Source organism: Proteus sp. Marseille-Q3619 (genome assembly GCF_965283115.1).
Genome location: NZ_CBDIMP010000001.1, coordinates 2458577 through 2475868 on the forward strand (window position 1 = coordinate 2458577; position 17292 = coordinate 2475868).

A 17292-nucleotide genomic window follows, 5' to 3' on the forward strand; every position below is an offset into this window, starting at 1 on the left:
ATGGCGATAAATTTATTACCTCCTCAGCTTGCAAACCAAATTGCCGCAGGGGAAGTTGTTGAAAGACCCGCCTCTGTTGTTAAAGAGTTGCTGGAAAATAGTTTAGACGCAGGCGCGACCTCAATTGATATTGATATCGATAAAGGTGGCGCCAAGCTAATTCGCATTCGTGATAATGGATGCGGTATCAATCGTGATGATTTGAAGCTAGCACTTGCTCGCCATGCAACTAGCAAAATATCAAGTCTTGACGATCTCGAAGCCATAATGAGTATGGGTTTTCGTGGAGAAGCATTAGCGAGCATTAGCTCAGTTTCTCGGTTAACGCTGACATCGCGTACTCAAGATCAAGAAGAGGCATGGCAAGCTTACGCCGAAGGCCGAGATATGGCTGTGACGGTTAAGCCTGCGGCTCATCCCGTAGGAAGTACGGTTGAAGTCCTTGATCTGTTTTATAACACACCAGCAAGGCGTAAGTTTTTACGTACTGAAAAAACAGAGTTTGCACATATTGATGAAGTGGTGCGCCGCATTGCGTTATCGCGCTTTGATGTCTCCATCAATCTTACTCATAACGGTAAACGTGTTCGGCAATACCGTGCAGTGAAAGATGAAAGTCAGCAAAATCGCCGTTTGAGTGCGATTTGTGGTAATAATTTTGTCAACCAATCAATGCAGTTATCGTGGGAACATGGTGATTTAGCAATAAAAGGTTGGGTAGAACATCCTTTATCACCTGTGCAAAGTAGTGAAATTCAGTATTGTTATGTGAATGGACGAATGATGCGTGATAGATTGATTAATCATGCTATTCGTCAAGCCTATGATGGGTATTTGCAAGGAGAGCAGCAACCCTCTTACATCTTGTATTTAAGCGTTGATCCTCACCAAGTTGATGTTAACGTCCATCCTGCTAAACATGAAGTTCGCTTCCATGAATCTCGTTTGGTTCATGATTTTATCTATCAAGGTGTACTGAGTGTTTTACGACAAGCAACGCAAGAGTCTTTATCACTCACTTCAGATGATGAAGAAGAACACGAAACAGCGTTAAACTTTCCTGAAAATCGTCAAGTTGCGGGTGAAAACGTATTTTCTCAGCCTTATCAAGCACCAGTAGCTCAAACTCCGAAAAATACATCATCATCACACCAATACAGTGAACGAGAGCGCAACAATAATTCACCTCAAAAGCAAGCCTCTCAATTTGGAGATCGTCGTCAGTTTGGTGAGAGTTATCAACGGACACAAGGCGCGCTTTATCAAAAAATGATACAAGAAAGTGTATCTACATCAAAAGATAAAGAGAAAATACCACTATTTCCTGACCGTGCCCCATTGAATTTAGGTGAAATCGTTCATACAACTAATAATATCGAAGAAGATACTATTTCGGTGATGCCTCGTTCTGTCAATGCGAAAGATGGACGAACTGATTATACTTTTGGGCGAGTATTGGCAATTTATCAGCACAAATATGCGTTAATAGAATCTTCACAAGGTCTTGGGTTGTTATCATTGGAAGAAGCAGATTTTCTGTTAAAATGTGCGCAATTACTGCCTAAAGATGAAACATTGAAGCCACAACCTTTGCTAGTGCCTTTAAAGTTGGCATTGAGTAAAGAGGAGATTAGCGTATTCAATCAGTTTCAATCGCTAATCAGTCATTTTGGGATCGTTATCGAAATTTCTCACGGTAAAGCAACAATACATGCTGTGTCGTTACCTTTGCGCCAGCAAAATTTACCTGTGTTACTGACAGCATTATTAGCCTATTTGTCAGTAGAGCAATCTTGTACTGAGCAACAACTTGGACAGTGGTTTGCAAAACAATTAGGTGCAGAGCAAGCACAGTGGTCGCAAGCTCAAGCAGTAGGACTATTGGCTGATATTGAAAGACTTTGTCCGCAATATGTCAGACGGCCAGCAAAAAACTTATTACAATTAATAGAATTACAACCGGTGGTAGCGGCATTAAATAATGAGCGAAGTAAACACGCAAATAAAACCTAAAGCAATTTTCCTAATGGGGCCTACAGCGTCAGGTAAAACGGCATTAGCAATTGCACTAAGACAAAAGCTGCCTGTAGATATTATTAGTGTGGACTCTGCGCTTATCTATCGTGGTATGGATATTGGTACTGCAAAGCCAGATGCGACAGAGCAATCGCTTGCGCCACATCGATTAATTGATATTCTAGACCCCGCATTACCCTATTCCGCAGCTGATTTTCGACGTGATGCATTAAATGCCATGGAAGAAATTACCGCAGCTGGGCGAATTCCACTATTAGTGGGCGGGACTATGCTATATTTTAAAGCGTTACTTGAAGGTCTATCGCCTTTACCCAGTGCAAATCCTGATGTTCGTGCTGAAATAGAGAAAAAAGCAGTAGAACAAGGGTGGGAGGCAATACATAAAGAGTTAGCATTAGTTGATCCTGTTGCAGCACAACGGATCCATCCTAATGATCCTCAACGACTTTCTCGTGCACTAGAAGTTTACCTGATTTCAGGTAAGACAATGACGGAATTGACAAAAATATCAGGCGAGTCTTTGCCCTATGATGTTTATCAATTTGCGATTGCTCCGAAAGATAGAAATGTTCTTCACCAACGCATTGAAGCTCGTTTTAAACAGATGTTAACGTGTGGATTTGAAGATGAAGTAAAATCATTATATGAACGGGGCGATCTGCATGAAGATTTACCTTCTGTACGTTGTGTCGGTTATCGCCAGATGTGGTCATATTTATCTGGCGAAATAGATTATGATGAGATGGTTTATCGAGGGATCTGCGCTACCCGGCAATTAGCGAAGCGACAAATCACCTGGTTAAGAGGTTGGAATGACATTCACTGGCTTGATAGTGAAGATCCAAAACAATCTCTTGACACTGTTTTGCAGGTAGTTAGTGCATAGATGGTAGGTTTGTGTAAAATTGATAGTTGCCAAAGCGCAATTTTTGAGTAGTTCATTTTTCGAACCAATTGGGTTCTAATATAAAACAACAAAATAAGGAAAACATAGAATGGCTAAGGGGCAATCTTTGCAAGATCCTTTCTTGAACGCATTACGTCGTGAAAGGGTTCCCGTTTCTATCTATTTGGTAAACGGCATTAAATTGCAGGGTCAGATCGAATCTTTTGACCAATTTGTTATTTTGCTGAAAAACACAGTAAGTCAGATGGTATACAAACATGCTATCTCTACCGTGGTACCTTCGCGTCCTGTTTCTCATCATAGCAATACAGGTACGAACCAAACTGGTACAGGCTACAATGGTGGCGCTGCTCAGCAGGATGATGTTGCAGAGTAATAATTCAATATTATTCTTGATATAAGAAAAACATAGGTAGGGAGACTTTACCTATGTTTTTTCCTGTTTTTATAAAGTCCAAGAGGTTTCGCCTTTGTTTGATCGTTATGAAGGTGGCGAATTAGCCGTTTTAGTGCACGTCTTCTTTTCTCAAGAAAAGAACGTTGATGATTTGCAAGAATTTGAATCTTTGGTGACATCTGCGGGTGTTAAACCGGTTCAGATTATTACAGGAAATCGTAAAGCACCTCATCCTAAATATTATGTGGGTGAAGGTAAGGCAGAAGAAATTGCCGAGGCTGTAAAAGCAAGTGGTGCAGATGTTGTTTTATTTAATCATGCACTGACACCTGCACAAGAGCGAAATCTGGAAAGACTTTGTGAATGCCGTGTGGTTGATCGCACGGGAGTTATCCTTGATATCTTTGCTCAAAGAGCAAGAACTCATGAAGGAAAGCTACAGGTAGAACTCGCCCAGTTACGTCACTTATCAACCCGTTTAGTCAGAGGGTGGACTCACCTTGAAAGACAAAAAGGGGGGATCGGGTTACGAGGACCAGGCGAAACTCAGCTAGAAACAGACCGCCGCTTACTCCGAGGTAAAATTAGTCAAATTCTAATGCGATTGGGTAGGGTTGAGCGTCAGCGTGAACAAGGACGGCAAGCGCGGAGTAAAGCTGATATTCCAACATTATCCCTTGTTGGTTACACGAATGCAGGGAAATCGAGTTTATTTAATCACATTACCTGTTCTGATGTGTATGCAGCAGATCAGCTCTTTGCAACATTAGATCCGACACTAAGACGTATTCAAGTTGATGATGTGGGAACCGTTGTATTAGCCGATACTGTTGGATTTATTCGACATTTACCTCACGATCTTGTTGCTGCTTTTAAAGCGACTTTGCAAGAAACACGAGAAGCGACCTTACTTCTTCATGTTATTGATGCAGCAGATAGCCGTTTTGAGGAAAATATTCATGCCGTTGAAAGTGTATTAGAAGAGATTGATGCTCAAGAAATACCAACACTGCATGTTATGAACAAAATTGATCTTCTTGAAGACTTCACTCCAAGAATTGATCGAAATGAAGAAAACTTACCCGTTAGGGTTTGGGTTTCTGCACAAACAGGCGAAGGTATTCCTCTGTTGTATCAGGCGTTGACAGAACGTCTTTCAGGTGAGATCGCACACTTTGAATTACGTTTACCGCCAGAAAATACAGGGCGCTTACGTAGCCGTTTTTATCAATTACAGTCAATAGAACGTGAATGGATTGAAAAAGACGGTAAAGTTGGGCTAATCATACGTATGCCTATGGTAGACTGGCGCCGCCTTTGCAAGCAGGAACCAAATTTATTGGATTACGTGGTCTGAAACTCGGCCATAATAATGAACATTAACTGAGAGCTGGCGACGAAATCGGCTCTTAAGCCTGATAAATCTAATCATAATAATGGAGCTAGAACATGGCGTGGAATCAGCCCGGTAACAACGGACAAGACCGCGACCCGTGGGGTAACCGAAACAGCGGCAATAATAATGGCGATGGCAACGGTAACTCTAACGGCAATCAAGGAGGTCGGAATCGCGGAGCATCAGATCTCGATGATATGTTCCGTAAACTGAGTGAAAAGCTTGGTGGTTTCGGCGGTAAAAAAGGTGGAAACTCCTCTTCTGGGCAAAATGGCGGTCCTCGTAGCAATGCTGGAAATCTTTTGATTTCTCTTGCATTAGGTGCGGTAGTCGTGGTTTGGGCTGCAAGTGGTTTTTATACCATCAAAGAGGCAGAACAAGGCGTAGTGACTCGTTTTGGTAAATTTTACCAAATCGTTGAACCTGGTCTGAACTGGAAACCGACTTTTATTGATGAAGTTCAGCCTGTTAACGTAAAAACTATCCGTGATTTAACCACGGGTGGTATGATGTTAACGTCAGATGAAAACATGGTTCAAGTTGAGATAAACGTGCAGTATGTTGTCTCCGATCCAGAAACATTCCTGTTTAACCTGACAACACCAATTAACAGCTTAGGTCAGGCAACTGACAGCGCAGTACGTGGCGTTATTGGTCGTTCAGAAATGGAAAAAATTCTGACTTCTAACCGTTCAGAAATTCGTGACCAAACACGTCAAGAATTAGAAGAGACTATCCGTCCTTATAACATGGGTATCTCGATTGTGGACGTCAACTTCCAAGTTGCTCGCCCACCAGAAGCGGTAAAAGCGGCATTCGATGACGTAATCGCTGCCCGTGAAGAAGAGCAAAAAACAATTCGTCAAGCTGAAGCGTATAAAAACGAAGTGTTACCGTTAGCAAAAGGTAACGCGCAACGTATGATTGAAGAAGCGACTGCTTATAAAACCAGTGTGGTGATGAAAGCAGAAGGTGAGGTAGCAAGCTTTGCTAAAATCTTACCTGAATATCGTGCTGCTCCTGAAATTACTCGCGAGCGTCTTTACATTGAAACGATGGAAAAAGTGCTATCAAAAACACGTAAAGTTATCGCTAATGATAAAGGTAACAGCATGTTAGTGCTGCCTTTAGAGCAAATGTTACGTCAGCAACCTCAATCTGCACCATCGAATACGTTTGAGGCGCCAGCTCGTGTAACGGCACCTGCTCCAGCTGCAAATCCAGCACCGGCACAAAAACCAGCAACAACGACTTATGGTAATGGTGGATATGGTAGTAATAATGGCGGTTATGGTCAGCCTTACGGCAATAATCAAGGAGGACAATAATCATGCGTAAAGTTATCGCTGTTGTTGCAGTTATTATTTTAGCGTTGTTGTACTCTTCTGTATTTGTCGTTCAACAGTATGAGCGTGGTATTATTTTACGCTTTGCGAAAGTTGTACGTGATGCTGAAAATAAACCTGTTGTTTATGAACCTGGTCTTCATTTTAAAATTCCATTTATTGAGAATGTGAAAAAACTGGATGCGCGTATTCAAACTATGAATATCCAGCAAGACCGTTTCTTATCAGGTGAGAATAAAGACTTATTAGTCGACTCTTATCTGAAATGGCGTATCAGTGATTTCAGCACCTACTATCTGGCAACAGGTGGTGGTAATACAACGCAAGCGGAAACATTACTGCGTCGTAAATTCAGTGACCGCTTACGTTCTGAGATTGGTCGTATGAGCGTAAACCAAATTATTACGGATTCTCGTGGTCGTTTAACCATTGATGTTCGTAATGCACTGAATGAAGGTACTCCATCTCGTGATTCAAGTGCTGCTGATGATGCGATTGCCATTGCTGCGAAGAAAGTAGCTGAAGAAACCAAAGGTCAAGCGCCTGCTATCAATATGAACAGTATGGCGGCTTTAGGTATTGAAGTGATTGACGTTCGAATCAAGCAAATCAACTTACCTATGGAAGTTTCTGAGGCGATTTATCAGCGTATGCGTGCAGAGCGTGAAGCCGTTGCTCGTCGTCACCGCTCACAAGGTCAAGAGCAAGCTGTGAAAATTCGTGCAGCTGCGGATAAGACCGTAACAGAGACACTTGCTGAATCTGAGCGTGAATCATTACGTCTTCGCGGTGAAGGTGATGCCCAGGCGACTAAACTGTTTGCTGATGCGTTCAACCAAGATCCAGACTTCTATGCCTTCATTCGTAGCTTACGTGCTTATGAAAAGAGCTTTAACCAAGATGGTAATGACGTCATGGTGTTAAGCCCAGATAGCGATTTCTTACGCTATATGAAAGCACCAACAAAAGCGCGAGCGATTGAAGAGTAATTTCCAAACGTATTAAACCGTTTGAGTAAATAATAAAATCCTCCACCTTAAAAAGTGGGGGATTTTTTTTGATATCAATAAGATAAAGCGAGTAATCTAGCTAAGAAATAAATAATTGTGCATAAAAAGATGAAAATTTACGCTTAATGGTTTCCAAAATGGTTTTAGCTGGGATAGTATAAAGTGAAAATTGCATTTCAAGATAAACCTTCGGCAATTCCGAAGCGTCTTCTTCGCCATTTTCACTTTTATGTCACTCTGCTTCCTGTTTTTGCGATCAAAACTGTTGATAAAATTCACAATACGTTTGTGATGCGGATTTTTCAGGCAAAAATATTGACAATGGCAAGATAATCTATTGCTTAAAAGCGGGGATGACATAATTAGATAAAATCTACTGTAACTCTTGAATTGAGATGGTAGAATCCTTTTTTAAGCAACCGAGTGTATTTTGAAATGAGTAATAACGTTGTCGTATTGGGCACCCAGTGGGGTGACGAAGGCAAAGGCAAGATAGTCGATTTGCTGACAGAACGCGCTAAATATGTTGTTCGCTACCAAGGTGGCCATAACGCAGGCCACACTCTAGTCATCGACGGTGAAAAAACCGTTCTTCATTTAATCCCATCAGGCATTCTCCGTGAAAATGTTGTTAGCATCATAGCAAACGGTGTCGTTTTATCGCCAGAAGCCCTGATGAAGGAAATGACTCAACTTGAAGATCGTGGCATTCCTGTTCGTTCTCGTTTACTTCTGTCTGAGGCTTGCCCATTAATCCTTCCTTATCACATCGCATTAGACAATGCGCGTGAAAAAGCGCGTGGCGAAAAAGCTATCGGTACAACAGGTCGTGGTATCGGTCCTGCTTACGAAGATAAAGTTGCTCGTCGCGGTTTACGTGTTGGCGATCTGTTTGATAAAAAAGCGTTTGCACAAAAACTCAAAGAAATCATCGAATACCATAACTTCCAACTGGTGAACTACTACAAAGTTGAACCTGTTGATTACCAAAAAACCTTAGGCGATATCATGGCAATCGCTGATATTCTGACAGGTATGGTTGTTGATGTTTCTGACTTACTGTACAAAGCAACACAAAACGGTGAGTTAGTGATGTTTGAAGGTGCACAAGGTACTTTATTAGACATCGACCATGGTACTTATCCGTATGTAACCTCTTCAAACACAACCGCTGGTGGTGTGGCAACAGGTTCAGGTTTAGGCCCTCGCTATGTTGGTTACGTATTAGGGATCATCAAAGCTTACTCTACTCGTGTAGGTGCAGGTCCATTCCCAACTGAATTGTTTGATGAAGTGGGTGACTTCTTACGTGAGAAAGGCCAAGAATTTGGTGCAACTACAGGCCGTAGCCGTCGTACTGGCTGGTTAGATATCATCGCTATTCGTCGCGCTGTTCAAATCAACTCACTGTCTGGTTTCTGCATGACTAAACTGGATGTGTTAGATGGTCTGAAAGAAGTGAAATTGTGTGTTGGTTATCGTTTACCAAATGGTGAAGTGATTGATACAACACCTTTAGCAGCCGATGATTGGGAAGGTATCGAGCCTATCTACGAATCAATGCCAGGTTGGAACGAAAGTACTTTTGGTGTGAAAGATCATGCTCAACTGCCACAAGCAGCGCTGAACTACATCAAACGTGTAGAAGAACTGACAGGTGTTCCTGTTGATATCGTTTCTACTGGTCCAGACCGTTCAGAAACCATCATTCTCCGTCATCCATTTGATGCATAATTTGCATTAAATTGGTTTGATGTGAACATCGTCCCTGAAAATGACAGGGGCGATTTTTTCGTATCTGTTTGTTGGTTAAATTGGGATAAAAATACGTGTTACATATAAGATAAGACAGCTTTACACTCGGTTTTGCTTCTGTTCTATCAGTAACGCGTAAAAAACAGTAAGACAATGTTATTGTTGTAATATCAGAAATAAGAAAGCGATCTGTTGAAAATCGACAGTATCGCTTTTTCTTTGTCTGTGATATCGCTATTATTTTGTTAATAGTCAAGTGAGAGACGGAAATAACTCACTTTTGAGCATATCTTTGCTAAATGTCCAAAAATTAAACATAATATTGCTTAATAAAATGATATTCTCATTAATAATTACTGATCCCTTAACGACTTTAATAGGGAAAACCACTTTTCAGAGGTCATTGTGCAATTAACCAGTTTTACAGATTATGGATTGCGAGCATTGATATATATGGCTTCACTGCCAGAAGGCAAAATGACGAGTATCACTGAAGTGACACAAGTCTATGGTGTCTCGCGTAACCATATGGTGAAAATTATTAATCAACTTAGCCATTTAGGTTTTGTTGAGGCTATTCGCGGTAAAAATGGAGGGATCCGTTTAGGCAAGCCCGCAACAAACATCATCGTGGGTGAGGTTGTTCGTGCTTTAGAGCCACTTTCATTAGTAAACTGTAGTGCTGAGTTTTGCCACATTACCCCAGCTTGTCGACTAAAACTGGTGTTAAATCAGGCAATTGAGCAGTTTTTGAAAGAGTTAGACCGTCACACACTCGCCGAGCTAGTTGAAAATAATAGCTCCTTATATAAATTGTTATTAGAAGATGTTTGAGTCTACTATTTCATCAAATCTGATAGCTTGGAGGTCATAATGTCAAAAGATCCTTTTCAGGATAGAGAAGCAGAGAAATACGCCTCTCCAATTGCTAGTCGTGAATATATTTTAGAAGAAATGAAAAAACGCACGGCACCAATGAGTCGTGAAGATTTAGCACAGGCGTTAAAAATTTCTGGTGAAGAAGACTTAGAAGCGTTGCGTCGCCGTTTAAGAGCAATGGAACGTGATGGTCAATTAGTTTTTACCCGTCGCCAATGCTACGCATTACCTGAACGCCTTGATTTGTGGAAAGGCAAGGTAATCGGTCACCGCGATGGTTATGGTTTTTTACGTGCAGAAGGTCAAAAAGATGACCTCTATCTTTCACAAGATGAAATGAAAAAAACTATGCATGGCGATGTGATCCTTGCTCAACCTTTAGGTATGGATAGAAAAGGTCGCCGTGAAGGTCGTGTTGTTCGTGTTATTGAACCTCGAAATAACCAAATTGTAGGTCGCTATTTTATTGAGTCAGGTATGGGATTTGTTGTACCTGATGATAGCCGTTTAAGCTTTGATATTCTTATTCCTAAAGAAGATATCATGGGCGCACGAATGGGAAATGTGGTTGTTGTTGAAATCACAACAAGACCTACTCGTCGCACTCAAGCAGTAGGACGTATCGTTGAGATCCTAGGCGAAACGATGGGAACAGGTATTGCAGTAGAAATTGCTCTGCGTACTCATGAGATCCCTTATACATGGCCTGAAAAAGTCACAAAAGAAGTTGCTGATTTAAAAGAAGAAGTACCAGAGTCAGCTAAGCAAGGACGTGTTGATTTACGCAAATTACCATTAATTACCATTGATGGTGAAGATGCACGAGATTTTGACGATGCGGTTTATTGTGAACGTAAGAAAGGCGGTGGCTGGCGTTTATGGGTCGCAATTGCGGATGTGAGCTATTATGTGCGTCCACAAACGGCATTAGATACAGAAGCGCGTAGCCGAGGAAACTCTGTTTATTTTCCTTCTCAAGTAGTGCCGATGTTGCCAGAAGTTCTGTCTAATGGATTGTGTTCATTAAATCCACAAGTTGACCGCTTATGTATGGTTTGCGAGATGACGGTTTCTGAACAAGGGCGTCTTTCTTCTTATAAATTCTATGAAGCAGTAATGAGTTCTCATGCACGAATGACTTACACCAAAGTGTGGAAAATCATTCAAGGCGATGAGGAACTGCGTGAACACTATAAACCTATCGTTCAAGATATTGAGCATTTATATGAATTGTATCAAGTGCTAGATAAGGCGCGTGAGCAACGTGGTGCGATTGGTTTTGAATCAGAAGAAGCGAAGTTTATCTTTAATGCAGAGCGTCGTATTGAGCGTATTGAGCCAGTGGTTCGTAATGATGCACACAAATTGATTGAAGAGTGCATGATCCTTGCTAATATCGCAGCCGCTCGCTTTGTTGAGAAAAACGAAGAACCTGCACTTTATCGTATTCATGATAAGCCTAAAGAAGAGAGTGTCCTGAATTTGCGTTCAGTCTTTAATGAATTAGGGTTAACGTTGCCAGGAGGCTTAACGCCAGAGCCAGCAGACTACGCGCGTGTTATGAAAGAGGTTGAAGAGCGCCCTGATCGTGAAATGCTGCAAACCATGATCTTACGTTCTATGAAGCAAGCGATTTACGATCCTGAAAATCGTGGACACTTTGGTTTAGCATTGAAATCTTATGCTCACTTTACCTCGCCAATTCGTCGTTACCCTGACTTAGCCTTGCATCGCGCAATTAAATATCAAATTGCGAAACAAGCAGGTCACGGTTCACAGCGTTGGACACCAACAGGTGGCTACCATAGTGATATGGACACCATGTTGCAATTAGGCGAGCACTGCTCTTTAACTGAGCGCCGTGCTGATGAAGCAACACGAGATGTCGCTGATTGGCTGAAATGTGACTTTATGCTGGATCAAATTGGTCAACAATTTACAGGTATTATCACCAGCGTAACGGGCTTTGGTTTCTTTGTCCGCTTAAACGATCTGTTTATCGATGGTTTGGTGCATGTTTCCACATTAAATAATGATTACTATCAATATGACAATGTTGGTCAGCGCTTGATTGGTGAGTCTTCAGGGCAAGTTTATCGCCTTGGTGATGAAGTGGAAGTGAAAGTGGAAGCAGTGAGTATGGATGAACGAACTATTGACTTCTCTTTAATTTCAACAACACGTACCGCGCGTAATCCGGGTAAAACAGCCCGTGTTCGTGGCCTCAAAGGTGAAAAAGACAAGAAAAACGCAAGTTCTAGTAAGTCTCGTCGTCGTGATGCAAGCAAAGACAAAAACTTTGAGCCAGATAGTGCTTTCAAAAAAGGCAAATCATCAGGTCGAGGTAATGCGAGCAAAGACAAAGCTGTAAAAGACCAAGTTGCGAAAGATAAAGCAAGTAGCAAACGTAAGAAAGCATCATCACAAACCAAAAAGATAGAGGCAAAACTTAAAGCTAAACGCGCAGCCAAACGCGATAACGCATAAAGTTTCGTTCTTCTGGTTCTTTTTAAAAGGCGGAGACTCCGCCTTTTATCTGTTTTGTGCCTTTTATTTTTTAATGAGTAAGCACCGCTATGAGCGAAGAAATTATTTATGGTATTCACGCAGTAACCGCATTACTTGAGCGTGATCCTGCACGTTTTAAAGAAGTTTATGTATTAAAAGGGCGTGAAGATCGCCGTTTAACACCTGTTATTCATGAATTAGAAGCTCAAGGCATTCTAGTTCAAGTGGCTAATCGCCAATGGTTAGATAGCCAAACAGAAGGTGCTGTTCACCAAGGTATTATTGCTAAAGTAAAACCAGGTCGTCAGTATCAAGAACAAGATTTACCAGACTTATTAGCTAAAGTTGATACACCTTTCTTATTAGTGCTAGATGGTGTTACTGATCCCCATAATTTAGGGGCTTGTTTACGTAGCGCAGATGCAGCTGGTGTGCATGCTGTTATCGTTCCAAAAGATCGTTCTGCACAATTAAACGCAACAGCCAAAAAAGTGGCTTGTGGTGCAGCAGAAAGTGTACCTTTAATTAAAGTGACTAACCTTGCTCGTACATTACGTTTCCTGCAAGAAGAGAACGTTTGGATTGTCGGCACAGCAGGCGAAGCAGATCATACTTTATATCAAAGCAAACTCACTGGCCCAATGGCATTAGTGATGGGCGCTGAAGGTGAAGGTATGCGTCGTTTAACTCGAGAGCATTGTGATGAGCTGATTAGTATCCCAATGGCGGGTACGGTGTCTTCACTCAACGTTTCTGTGGCAACCGGCGTTTGCTTATTTGAAGCGATGCGCCAGCGTATTATCGTGAAATAATTGCGTGAAATAATCGCTGATTTTATTTTATTCTCTATACTCCCTTGAGTTTTATTGACCGCGGGGGTATAGTTACGCGTCAATTTTTTCAGTCACAACTTAAACAAGTTCCTTGCCTCCATGGGTGGTGACTGACCCTGACAGGAGGCTGATAAATCCGTAAGGAGCAATATCAAATGCGTCATTACGAAATCGTTTTTATGGTTCATCCTGACCAGAGCGAACAAGTTCCGGGCATGATCGAGCGTTATAAAACCGCTATCACTAATGCAAATGGTCAGATCCACCGTCTAGAAGACTGGGGTCGTCGTCAATTAGCTTATCCAATCAACAAACTGCACAAAGCACACTACGTTCTGATGAACGTTGAAGCTCCGCAGGAAGTGATTGATGAACTGGAAACTACTTTCCGTTTCAACGATGCCGTTCTCCGCAACATGATTATGCGTACTAAACACGCAGTAACTGAAGCTTCTCCAATGGTTAAAGCAAAAGACGAACGCCGTCGTGATATCGCTGATGACCTCGATGATGAAGATGAAGTTGATGATGTAGCAGAGGATTCTGAAGAGTAATTAGTGCTGTGACGGCTAATAATCATTTGGTGCTAACTGGCACAGTGTGCAAAGCATTAATTCGAAAAGTTAGCCCCGCTGGGATCCCGCACTGTCAATTTGTTATTGAACATCGTTCAATACAAGAAGAGGCGGGATTAAAAAGACAATCATGGTGCCGAATGCCCATTATTGCTAGCGGGAAAGCGTTACAAGCAGTTACTCACAGTATAACGGTCGGCAGCCAAATCACCGTTTCTGGATTCATTAGTAGCCATCAGGCGCGAAATGGATTGTTTAAATTGGTGCTTCATGCCGAGCAGATTGAATTGATAGATTCTGGAGACTAGCCATATGGCACGTTATTTCCGTCGTCGTAAGTTCTGCCGTTTCACAGCAGAAGGCGTACAAGAGATCGATTATAAAGATATCGCTACGCTGAAAAACTATATCACTGAAAGTGGTAAAATTGTACCAAGTCGTATCACCGGTACTCGTGCAAAATACCAGCGTCAGCTGGCTCGTGCTATCAAGCGCGCACGCTACCTGTCTTTATTACCTTATACTGATCGTCATCAGTAATAGGTATATAGTCCATTAATGACTTGTAGAGGATAAGGTAATGCAAATTATTCTGCTTGATAAAGTAGCGAATCTGGGTAGCCTGGGTGATCAGGTTAACGTAAAATCGGGCTATGCTCGTAACTATTTAATCCCACAGGGTAAAGCTGTTTCTGCGACTAAGAAAAACATCGAGTTTTTCGAAGCGCGTCGTGCTGAGTTAGAAGCTAAATTAGCTGAAACTTTAGCAGCAGCTGAAGCTCGTGCAGCGAAGATCAATGCACTGGGTTCTGTCACTATCAGCTCTAAAGCGGGTGACGAAGGTAAACTGTTTGGTTCAATCGGTACTCGTGACATCGCTGATGCAGTAACTGCAGCTGGCGTTGAAATGTGTAAGAGCGAAGTTCGCCTGCCAAATGGCGTTCTGCGTACTACTGGTGACCACGAAGTTCACTTCCAAGTTCACAGTGACGTATTCGCTGAACTGAATGTTATCATTGTTGCTGAATAATCTCTGATTAAACAGTTAATGTTGATAAAGAAAAACGCCAGCTAAGCTGGCGTTTTTTTGGGGATAAATAAATGCTTTTTTTACTATGGTGTACGGTAATAACTTCCATCACTCAAACGAGTGTAAGTGATAACAGTACCGGCGCTATTTGTCACTTCTAGCATACTGACATCACCTTGTGGATTACGCTGTAAACGAATAGCTTGCCCTGAGCGTAATTGGCTTAATGATTTCTGTTGGTCTTCTGACTTCGCCATAGAAAATGCATCATTGACAGGAAGTTGATTGTCTCTAAAAAGCTGCGCTAAGGTTTGTCCCTCTTTAATGGTATAAGTCTGCCATGTTTGCGCTGGTGTTGATTGAGTGTCTTGTTGCGGTGTTGTTTGAGCAATATTTCCCTCATGATCATTTGTCGTTGGAGCCTCAATTGATGGAGAAATTCCAGGTTCGGCATTTGAGTTATTTTGTGCTTGAGGGATCGGTGTTTGATACGCCGGATCATTGGTAGATGATGCTATTGGCACCGGAAGATCATTCGTTGATGATGACGGTTGAGGTGGCTCACTAGTGTTTTCACTTGTCGGCCAAAAAAACACGACCAATAAAGCAATAGCAATAACCAGTATTGCTCGACGATGTAAGCCAGGGAATTTGCCCATATTCACCTCATTATTGATCTGTGAATCAGTATTATGAATTGCTGTAACATCTTTTTTATTCCTTGTAGCCATACTAGCACGAACCATGATCCTAACCTGCTCCCTGAATTCTTTTCAGAATTATCTATTCGCTCTAACCGTTAATGTTCTTTATTCCCTTGATGGTTAACTAAAAACAGTTTCATACGTTGATACACATTTTTATCAGTTTCTATGGTTAAAGCCTGCGTTAATTCACCATAAAGATCATGAGGCAATAATGTGTCAGACCATGTTGAAAGAACATTCAGCGCCATATTTCTATCACGCAATGTTGGACTGCGTAATTGCCTTTTGATAAGTGACCAGCCGATACCAGGAAAACCACCAAGATCTTGCATAATATATTCAACGGCATGATGAGACTGATATTCAGAGTCGGTAGTTATTAATGGATCATCTATGCTATCTAATGCTGTTAATTCAATTTGTTGTTCTGCAAGTTTAACTACTCTTTCTATTTTGTGAGAAGCATCTGTTTGCATTAATTGGTGCCACCAATCCGCATTGGGATTGTCTTTTTGTAGTGAAAAGAGTAATTCCCAAATATCAAGGCGAAGAGATTTAGCGACAAGGCTTGCTTGGTAATTTTTTGAGCGAGAAGGATTTTGTAATGCTTCGATAATGAGTGTCGACCATTCTGGTTTTTGAATAATATTTTGCGAAGCAGAGATAATTTGTTGTTGGCATTGATCGTTCCAGCCGAGAGACTCGAGTAATAACCAATCTTCACCACTATTTTGTACAAAGTCAGCGATTTCACAGACACAATAAAGGAGCTTTAATTCTTTTGGTGGCAAAGTATCGACTTGTGAAATAAAAGCATTACACGCTTGGGTGCCCTCTACATAATCATAGATATCTTTTGCAGGGCCTCCATTAAGCAGTGCGCGTAAAAGATCACTACAACCAAGTAGTAACTCATTATCTAAAGGATGTGTGTTTAACATCTCTAATAATGCCCCTTTTGTGACACAGTCATAGGCTACATATTCTGTCATCACATTATTTTTATACCCTTCAGTCAGCAGCCAATAGCGATTATTAACAGACAGTGTTGAAGGCAGATGTTCGATAAATTGAATACGTCCCCAGCCTTTAGTTCGTTGACCTAGGGAATATAAAAAAGGCTCAAATTCTTCACAGGAGAGGCGCTGTTTCAGCGATCGAATAGCATAAAGTGTAAATTCAGGGTGAAGGGCAAACAATAAAAGTAAACGTTGAGAAGGACTATCGCTAAACGTGCCTAATAGCCCTAATGCGATTTTGATCGGATTTTTATCAGGGCTTGACTTCAAGATCCACAAGATGAATTGAAAATAGACCTCATGATTAATCAATGTTTCATCTTGTTCTATTTTCTTTATCAGATGAGGAAGATAGGTAATAGGCGCGAGTTTATCTTGGTAGGCCATTGAATAAAAAGAATCGACATGCTCTTTATCAGGCAAAAAAACGACATGTTTTATTGCATGATAGAGCGACAAGGCAAATTCTTCACATGCTTTTTGAGAAGGCTGTCGTTCAATCGCTCGACCTATTCGTTGGTGCAAAATAATACCTTCACGAGCGCCAGCTGACCAACTAAAAGGTATTGAATTGTCAGATTTTACTTTTAGATGCGCGTCTGACAATAGATTTAATTCATCAGGTAATGGTGTATCACCTATTTCATAAGGTTTTAATTGTGAAAAAATTGAAGGGGCAGAAGACGAGCAAACGTTAGGAAAGTCTACTGTGATATCGATAGACAGAGGTGACTTACTGAAAAGCTTATCGCGCCAATTAGTCATAATAGATCCTATTTGTTTTGCCGTCTTAGTATAACTTTAGCGGAAAATAGGAAAGCTGGACAAAAAAAGCCAGAAAATCCACTTATATCACTTAAAAAATCCCTACTCGAAACATACCTCCCTTCTTG

Annotated in this window: 16 protein-coding genes; 14 read left to right on the forward strand and 2 right to left on the reverse strand. The window is 41.4% G+C overall.

The window, feature by feature from the left end; all coding sequences use genetic code 11:
* The 14 genes from mutL to rplI all read left to right on the forward strand — a co-directional run bounded on the left by mutL (window position 1) and on the right by rplI (window position 14673).
* Window positions 1–2013: a DNA mismatch repair endonuclease MutL gene (mutL, locus tag ACWPWK_RS11325; RefSeq protein ID WP_109372707.1), complete on the forward strand. Its 2013-nt coding sequence runs from the start codon at window positions 1–3 to the stop codon at window positions 2011–2013.
* Window positions 1982–2923, forward strand: coding sequence for a tRNA (adenosine(37)-N6)-dimethylallyltransferase MiaA (gene miaA, locus ACWPWK_RS11330; protein WP_109372706.1), 942 nt, complete (start codon window positions 1982–1984; stop codon window positions 2921–2923). Before mutL ends, miaA begins: the two co-directional genes overlap by 32 nt.
* 109 nt (window positions 2924–3032) lie before the next feature.
* Complete coding sequence (gene hfq / locus ACWPWK_RS11335; RefSeq protein WP_075672788.1) at window positions 3033–3320, forward strand: RNA chaperone Hfq; 288 nt, start codon at window positions 3033–3035, stop codon at window positions 3318–3320.
* A 94-nt stretch (window positions 3321–3414) separates the two neighbouring features.
* Window positions 3415–4698: a ribosome rescue GTPase HflX gene (gene hflX, locus ACWPWK_RS11340; RefSeq protein ID WP_088495974.1), complete on the forward strand. Its 1284-nt coding sequence runs from the start codon at window positions 3415–3417 to the stop codon at window positions 4696–4698.
* 92 nt (window positions 4699–4790) lie between these two features.
* On the forward strand, window positions 4791–6065 hold the full coding sequence (hflK, locus tag ACWPWK_RS11345) for an FtsH protease activity modulator HflK (RefSeq protein WP_109372705.1): 1275 nt from the start codon (window positions 4791–4793) through the stop codon (window positions 6063–6065).
* Between the two features lie 2 nt (window positions 6066–6067).
* The gene (gene hflC, locus ACWPWK_RS11350; protein ID WP_075672791.1) at window positions 6068–7072 is read left to right on the forward strand and encodes a protease modulator HflC; all 1005 of its coding nucleotides are present in this window, start codon (window positions 6068–6070) and stop codon (window positions 7070–7072) included.
* A 456-nt stretch (window positions 7073–7528) separates the two neighbouring features.
* Window positions 7529–8827: an adenylosuccinate synthase gene (locus tag ACWPWK_RS11355; RefSeq protein WP_109372761.1), complete on the forward strand. Its 1299-nt coding sequence runs from the start codon at window positions 7529–7531 to the stop codon at window positions 8825–8827.
* Window positions 8828–9253: 426 nt separating this feature from the next.
* Complete coding sequence (gene nsrR / locus ACWPWK_RS11360; protein WP_109372704.1) at window positions 9254–9682, forward strand: nitric oxide-sensing transcriptional repressor NsrR; 429 nt, start codon at window positions 9254–9256, stop codon at window positions 9680–9682.
* Between the two features lie 39 nt (window positions 9683–9721).
* Complete coding sequence (rnr, locus tag ACWPWK_RS11365) at window positions 9722–12214, forward strand: ribonuclease R (protein ID WP_109372703.1); 2493 nt, start codon at window positions 9722–9724, stop codon at window positions 12212–12214.
* Between the two features lie 101 nt (window positions 12215–12315).
* Entirely contained in the window at window positions 12316–13047 is a 732-nt protein-coding gene (gene rlmB, locus ACWPWK_RS11370; protein WP_162558372.1) for a 23S rRNA (guanosine(2251)-2'-O)-methyltransferase RlmB, read from the forward strand.
* A gap of 176 nt (window positions 13048–13223) precedes the next feature.
* Window positions 13224–13622, forward strand: coding sequence for a 30S ribosomal protein S6 (gene rpsF / locus ACWPWK_RS11375; protein WP_023583607.1), 399 nt, complete (start codon window positions 13224–13226; stop codon window positions 13620–13622).
* Window positions 13623–13630: 8 nt separating this feature from the next.
* Entirely contained in the window at window positions 13631–13951 is a 321-nt protein-coding gene (gene priB, locus ACWPWK_RS11380) for a primosomal replication protein N (RefSeq protein ID WP_006535746.1), read from the forward strand.
* A 4-nt stretch (window positions 13952–13955) separates the two neighbouring features.
* The gene (gene rpsR, locus ACWPWK_RS11385) at window positions 13956–14183 is read left to right on the forward strand and encodes a 30S ribosomal protein S18 (protein ID WP_000135199.1); all 228 of its coding nucleotides are present in this window, start codon (window positions 13956–13958) and stop codon (window positions 14181–14183) included.
* Between the two features lie 40 nt (window positions 14184–14223).
* Entirely contained in the window at window positions 14224–14673 is a 450-nt protein-coding gene (gene rplI, locus ACWPWK_RS11390; protein ID WP_023583606.1) for a 50S ribosomal protein L9, read from the forward strand.
* A gap of 83 nt (window positions 14674–14756) precedes the next feature.
* Here rplI and ACWPWK_RS11395 read toward each other — a convergent pair whose 3' ends face one another.
* Together ACWPWK_RS11395 and ACWPWK_RS11400 are read right to left on the reverse strand one after the other, a co-directional pair.
* A complete protein-coding gene (locus tag ACWPWK_RS11395; RefSeq protein WP_244185033.1) occupies window positions 14757–15404 on the reverse strand; it encodes a LysM-like peptidoglycan-binding domain-containing protein in 648 nt (215 codons plus the stop codon).
* A 68-nt stretch (window positions 15405–15472) separates the two neighbouring features.
* On the reverse strand, window positions 15473–17164 hold the full coding sequence (locus ACWPWK_RS11400) for a hypothetical protein (protein ID WP_109372700.1): 1692 nt from the start codon (window positions 17162–17164) through the stop codon (window positions 15473–15475).
* Between the last annotated feature and the right edge of the window lie 128 nt (window positions 17165–17292).

Excerpts from the sequence above, each read along its gene's own strand:
- rnr (WP_109372703.1), top strand. The coding sequence starts at position 9,722 with ATGTCAAAAGATCCTTTTCAGGATAGAGAAGCAGAGAAATACGCCTCT.
- rpsR (WP_000135199.1), top strand. The coding sequence starts at position 13,956 with ATGGCACGTTATTTCCGTCGTCGTAAGTTCTGCCGTTTCACAGCAGAA.
- miaA (WP_109372706.1), top strand. The coding sequence starts at position 1,982 with ATGAGCGAAGTAAACACGCAAATAAAACCTAAAGCAATTTTCCTAATG.
- ACWPWK_RS11395 (WP_244185033.1), bottom strand. The coding sequence starts at position 15,404 with ATGGCTACAAGGAATAAAAAAGATGTTACAGCAATTCATAATACTGAT.
- hflC (WP_075672791.1), top strand. The coding sequence starts at position 6,068 with ATGCGTAAAGTTATCGCTGTTGTTGCAGTTATTATTTTAGCGTTGTTG.
- hfq (WP_075672788.1), top strand. The coding sequence starts at position 3,033 with ATGGCTAAGGGGCAATCTTTGCAAGATCCTTTCTTGAACGCATTACGT.
- rplI (WP_023583606.1), top strand. The coding sequence starts at position 14,224 with ATGCAAATTATTCTGCTTGATAAAGTAGCGAATCTGGGTAGCCTGGGT.
- mutL (WP_109372707.1), top strand. The coding sequence starts at position 1 with ATGGCGATAAATTTATTACCTCCTCAGCTTGCAAACCAAATTGCCGCA.
- hflK (WP_109372705.1), top strand. The coding sequence starts at position 4,791 with ATGGCGTGGAATCAGCCCGGTAACAACGGACAAGACCGCGACCCGTGG.
- ACWPWK_RS11355 (WP_109372761.1), top strand. The coding sequence starts at position 7,529 with ATGAGTAATAACGTTGTCGTATTGGGCACCCAGTGGGGTGACGAAGGC.
- rpsF (WP_023583607.1), top strand. The coding sequence starts at position 13,224 with ATGCGTCATTACGAAATCGTTTTTATGGTTCATCCTGACCAGAGCGAA.
- ACWPWK_RS11400 (WP_109372700.1), bottom strand. The coding sequence starts at position 17,164 with ATGACTAATTGGCGCGATAAGCTTTTCAGTAAGTCACCTCTGTCTATC.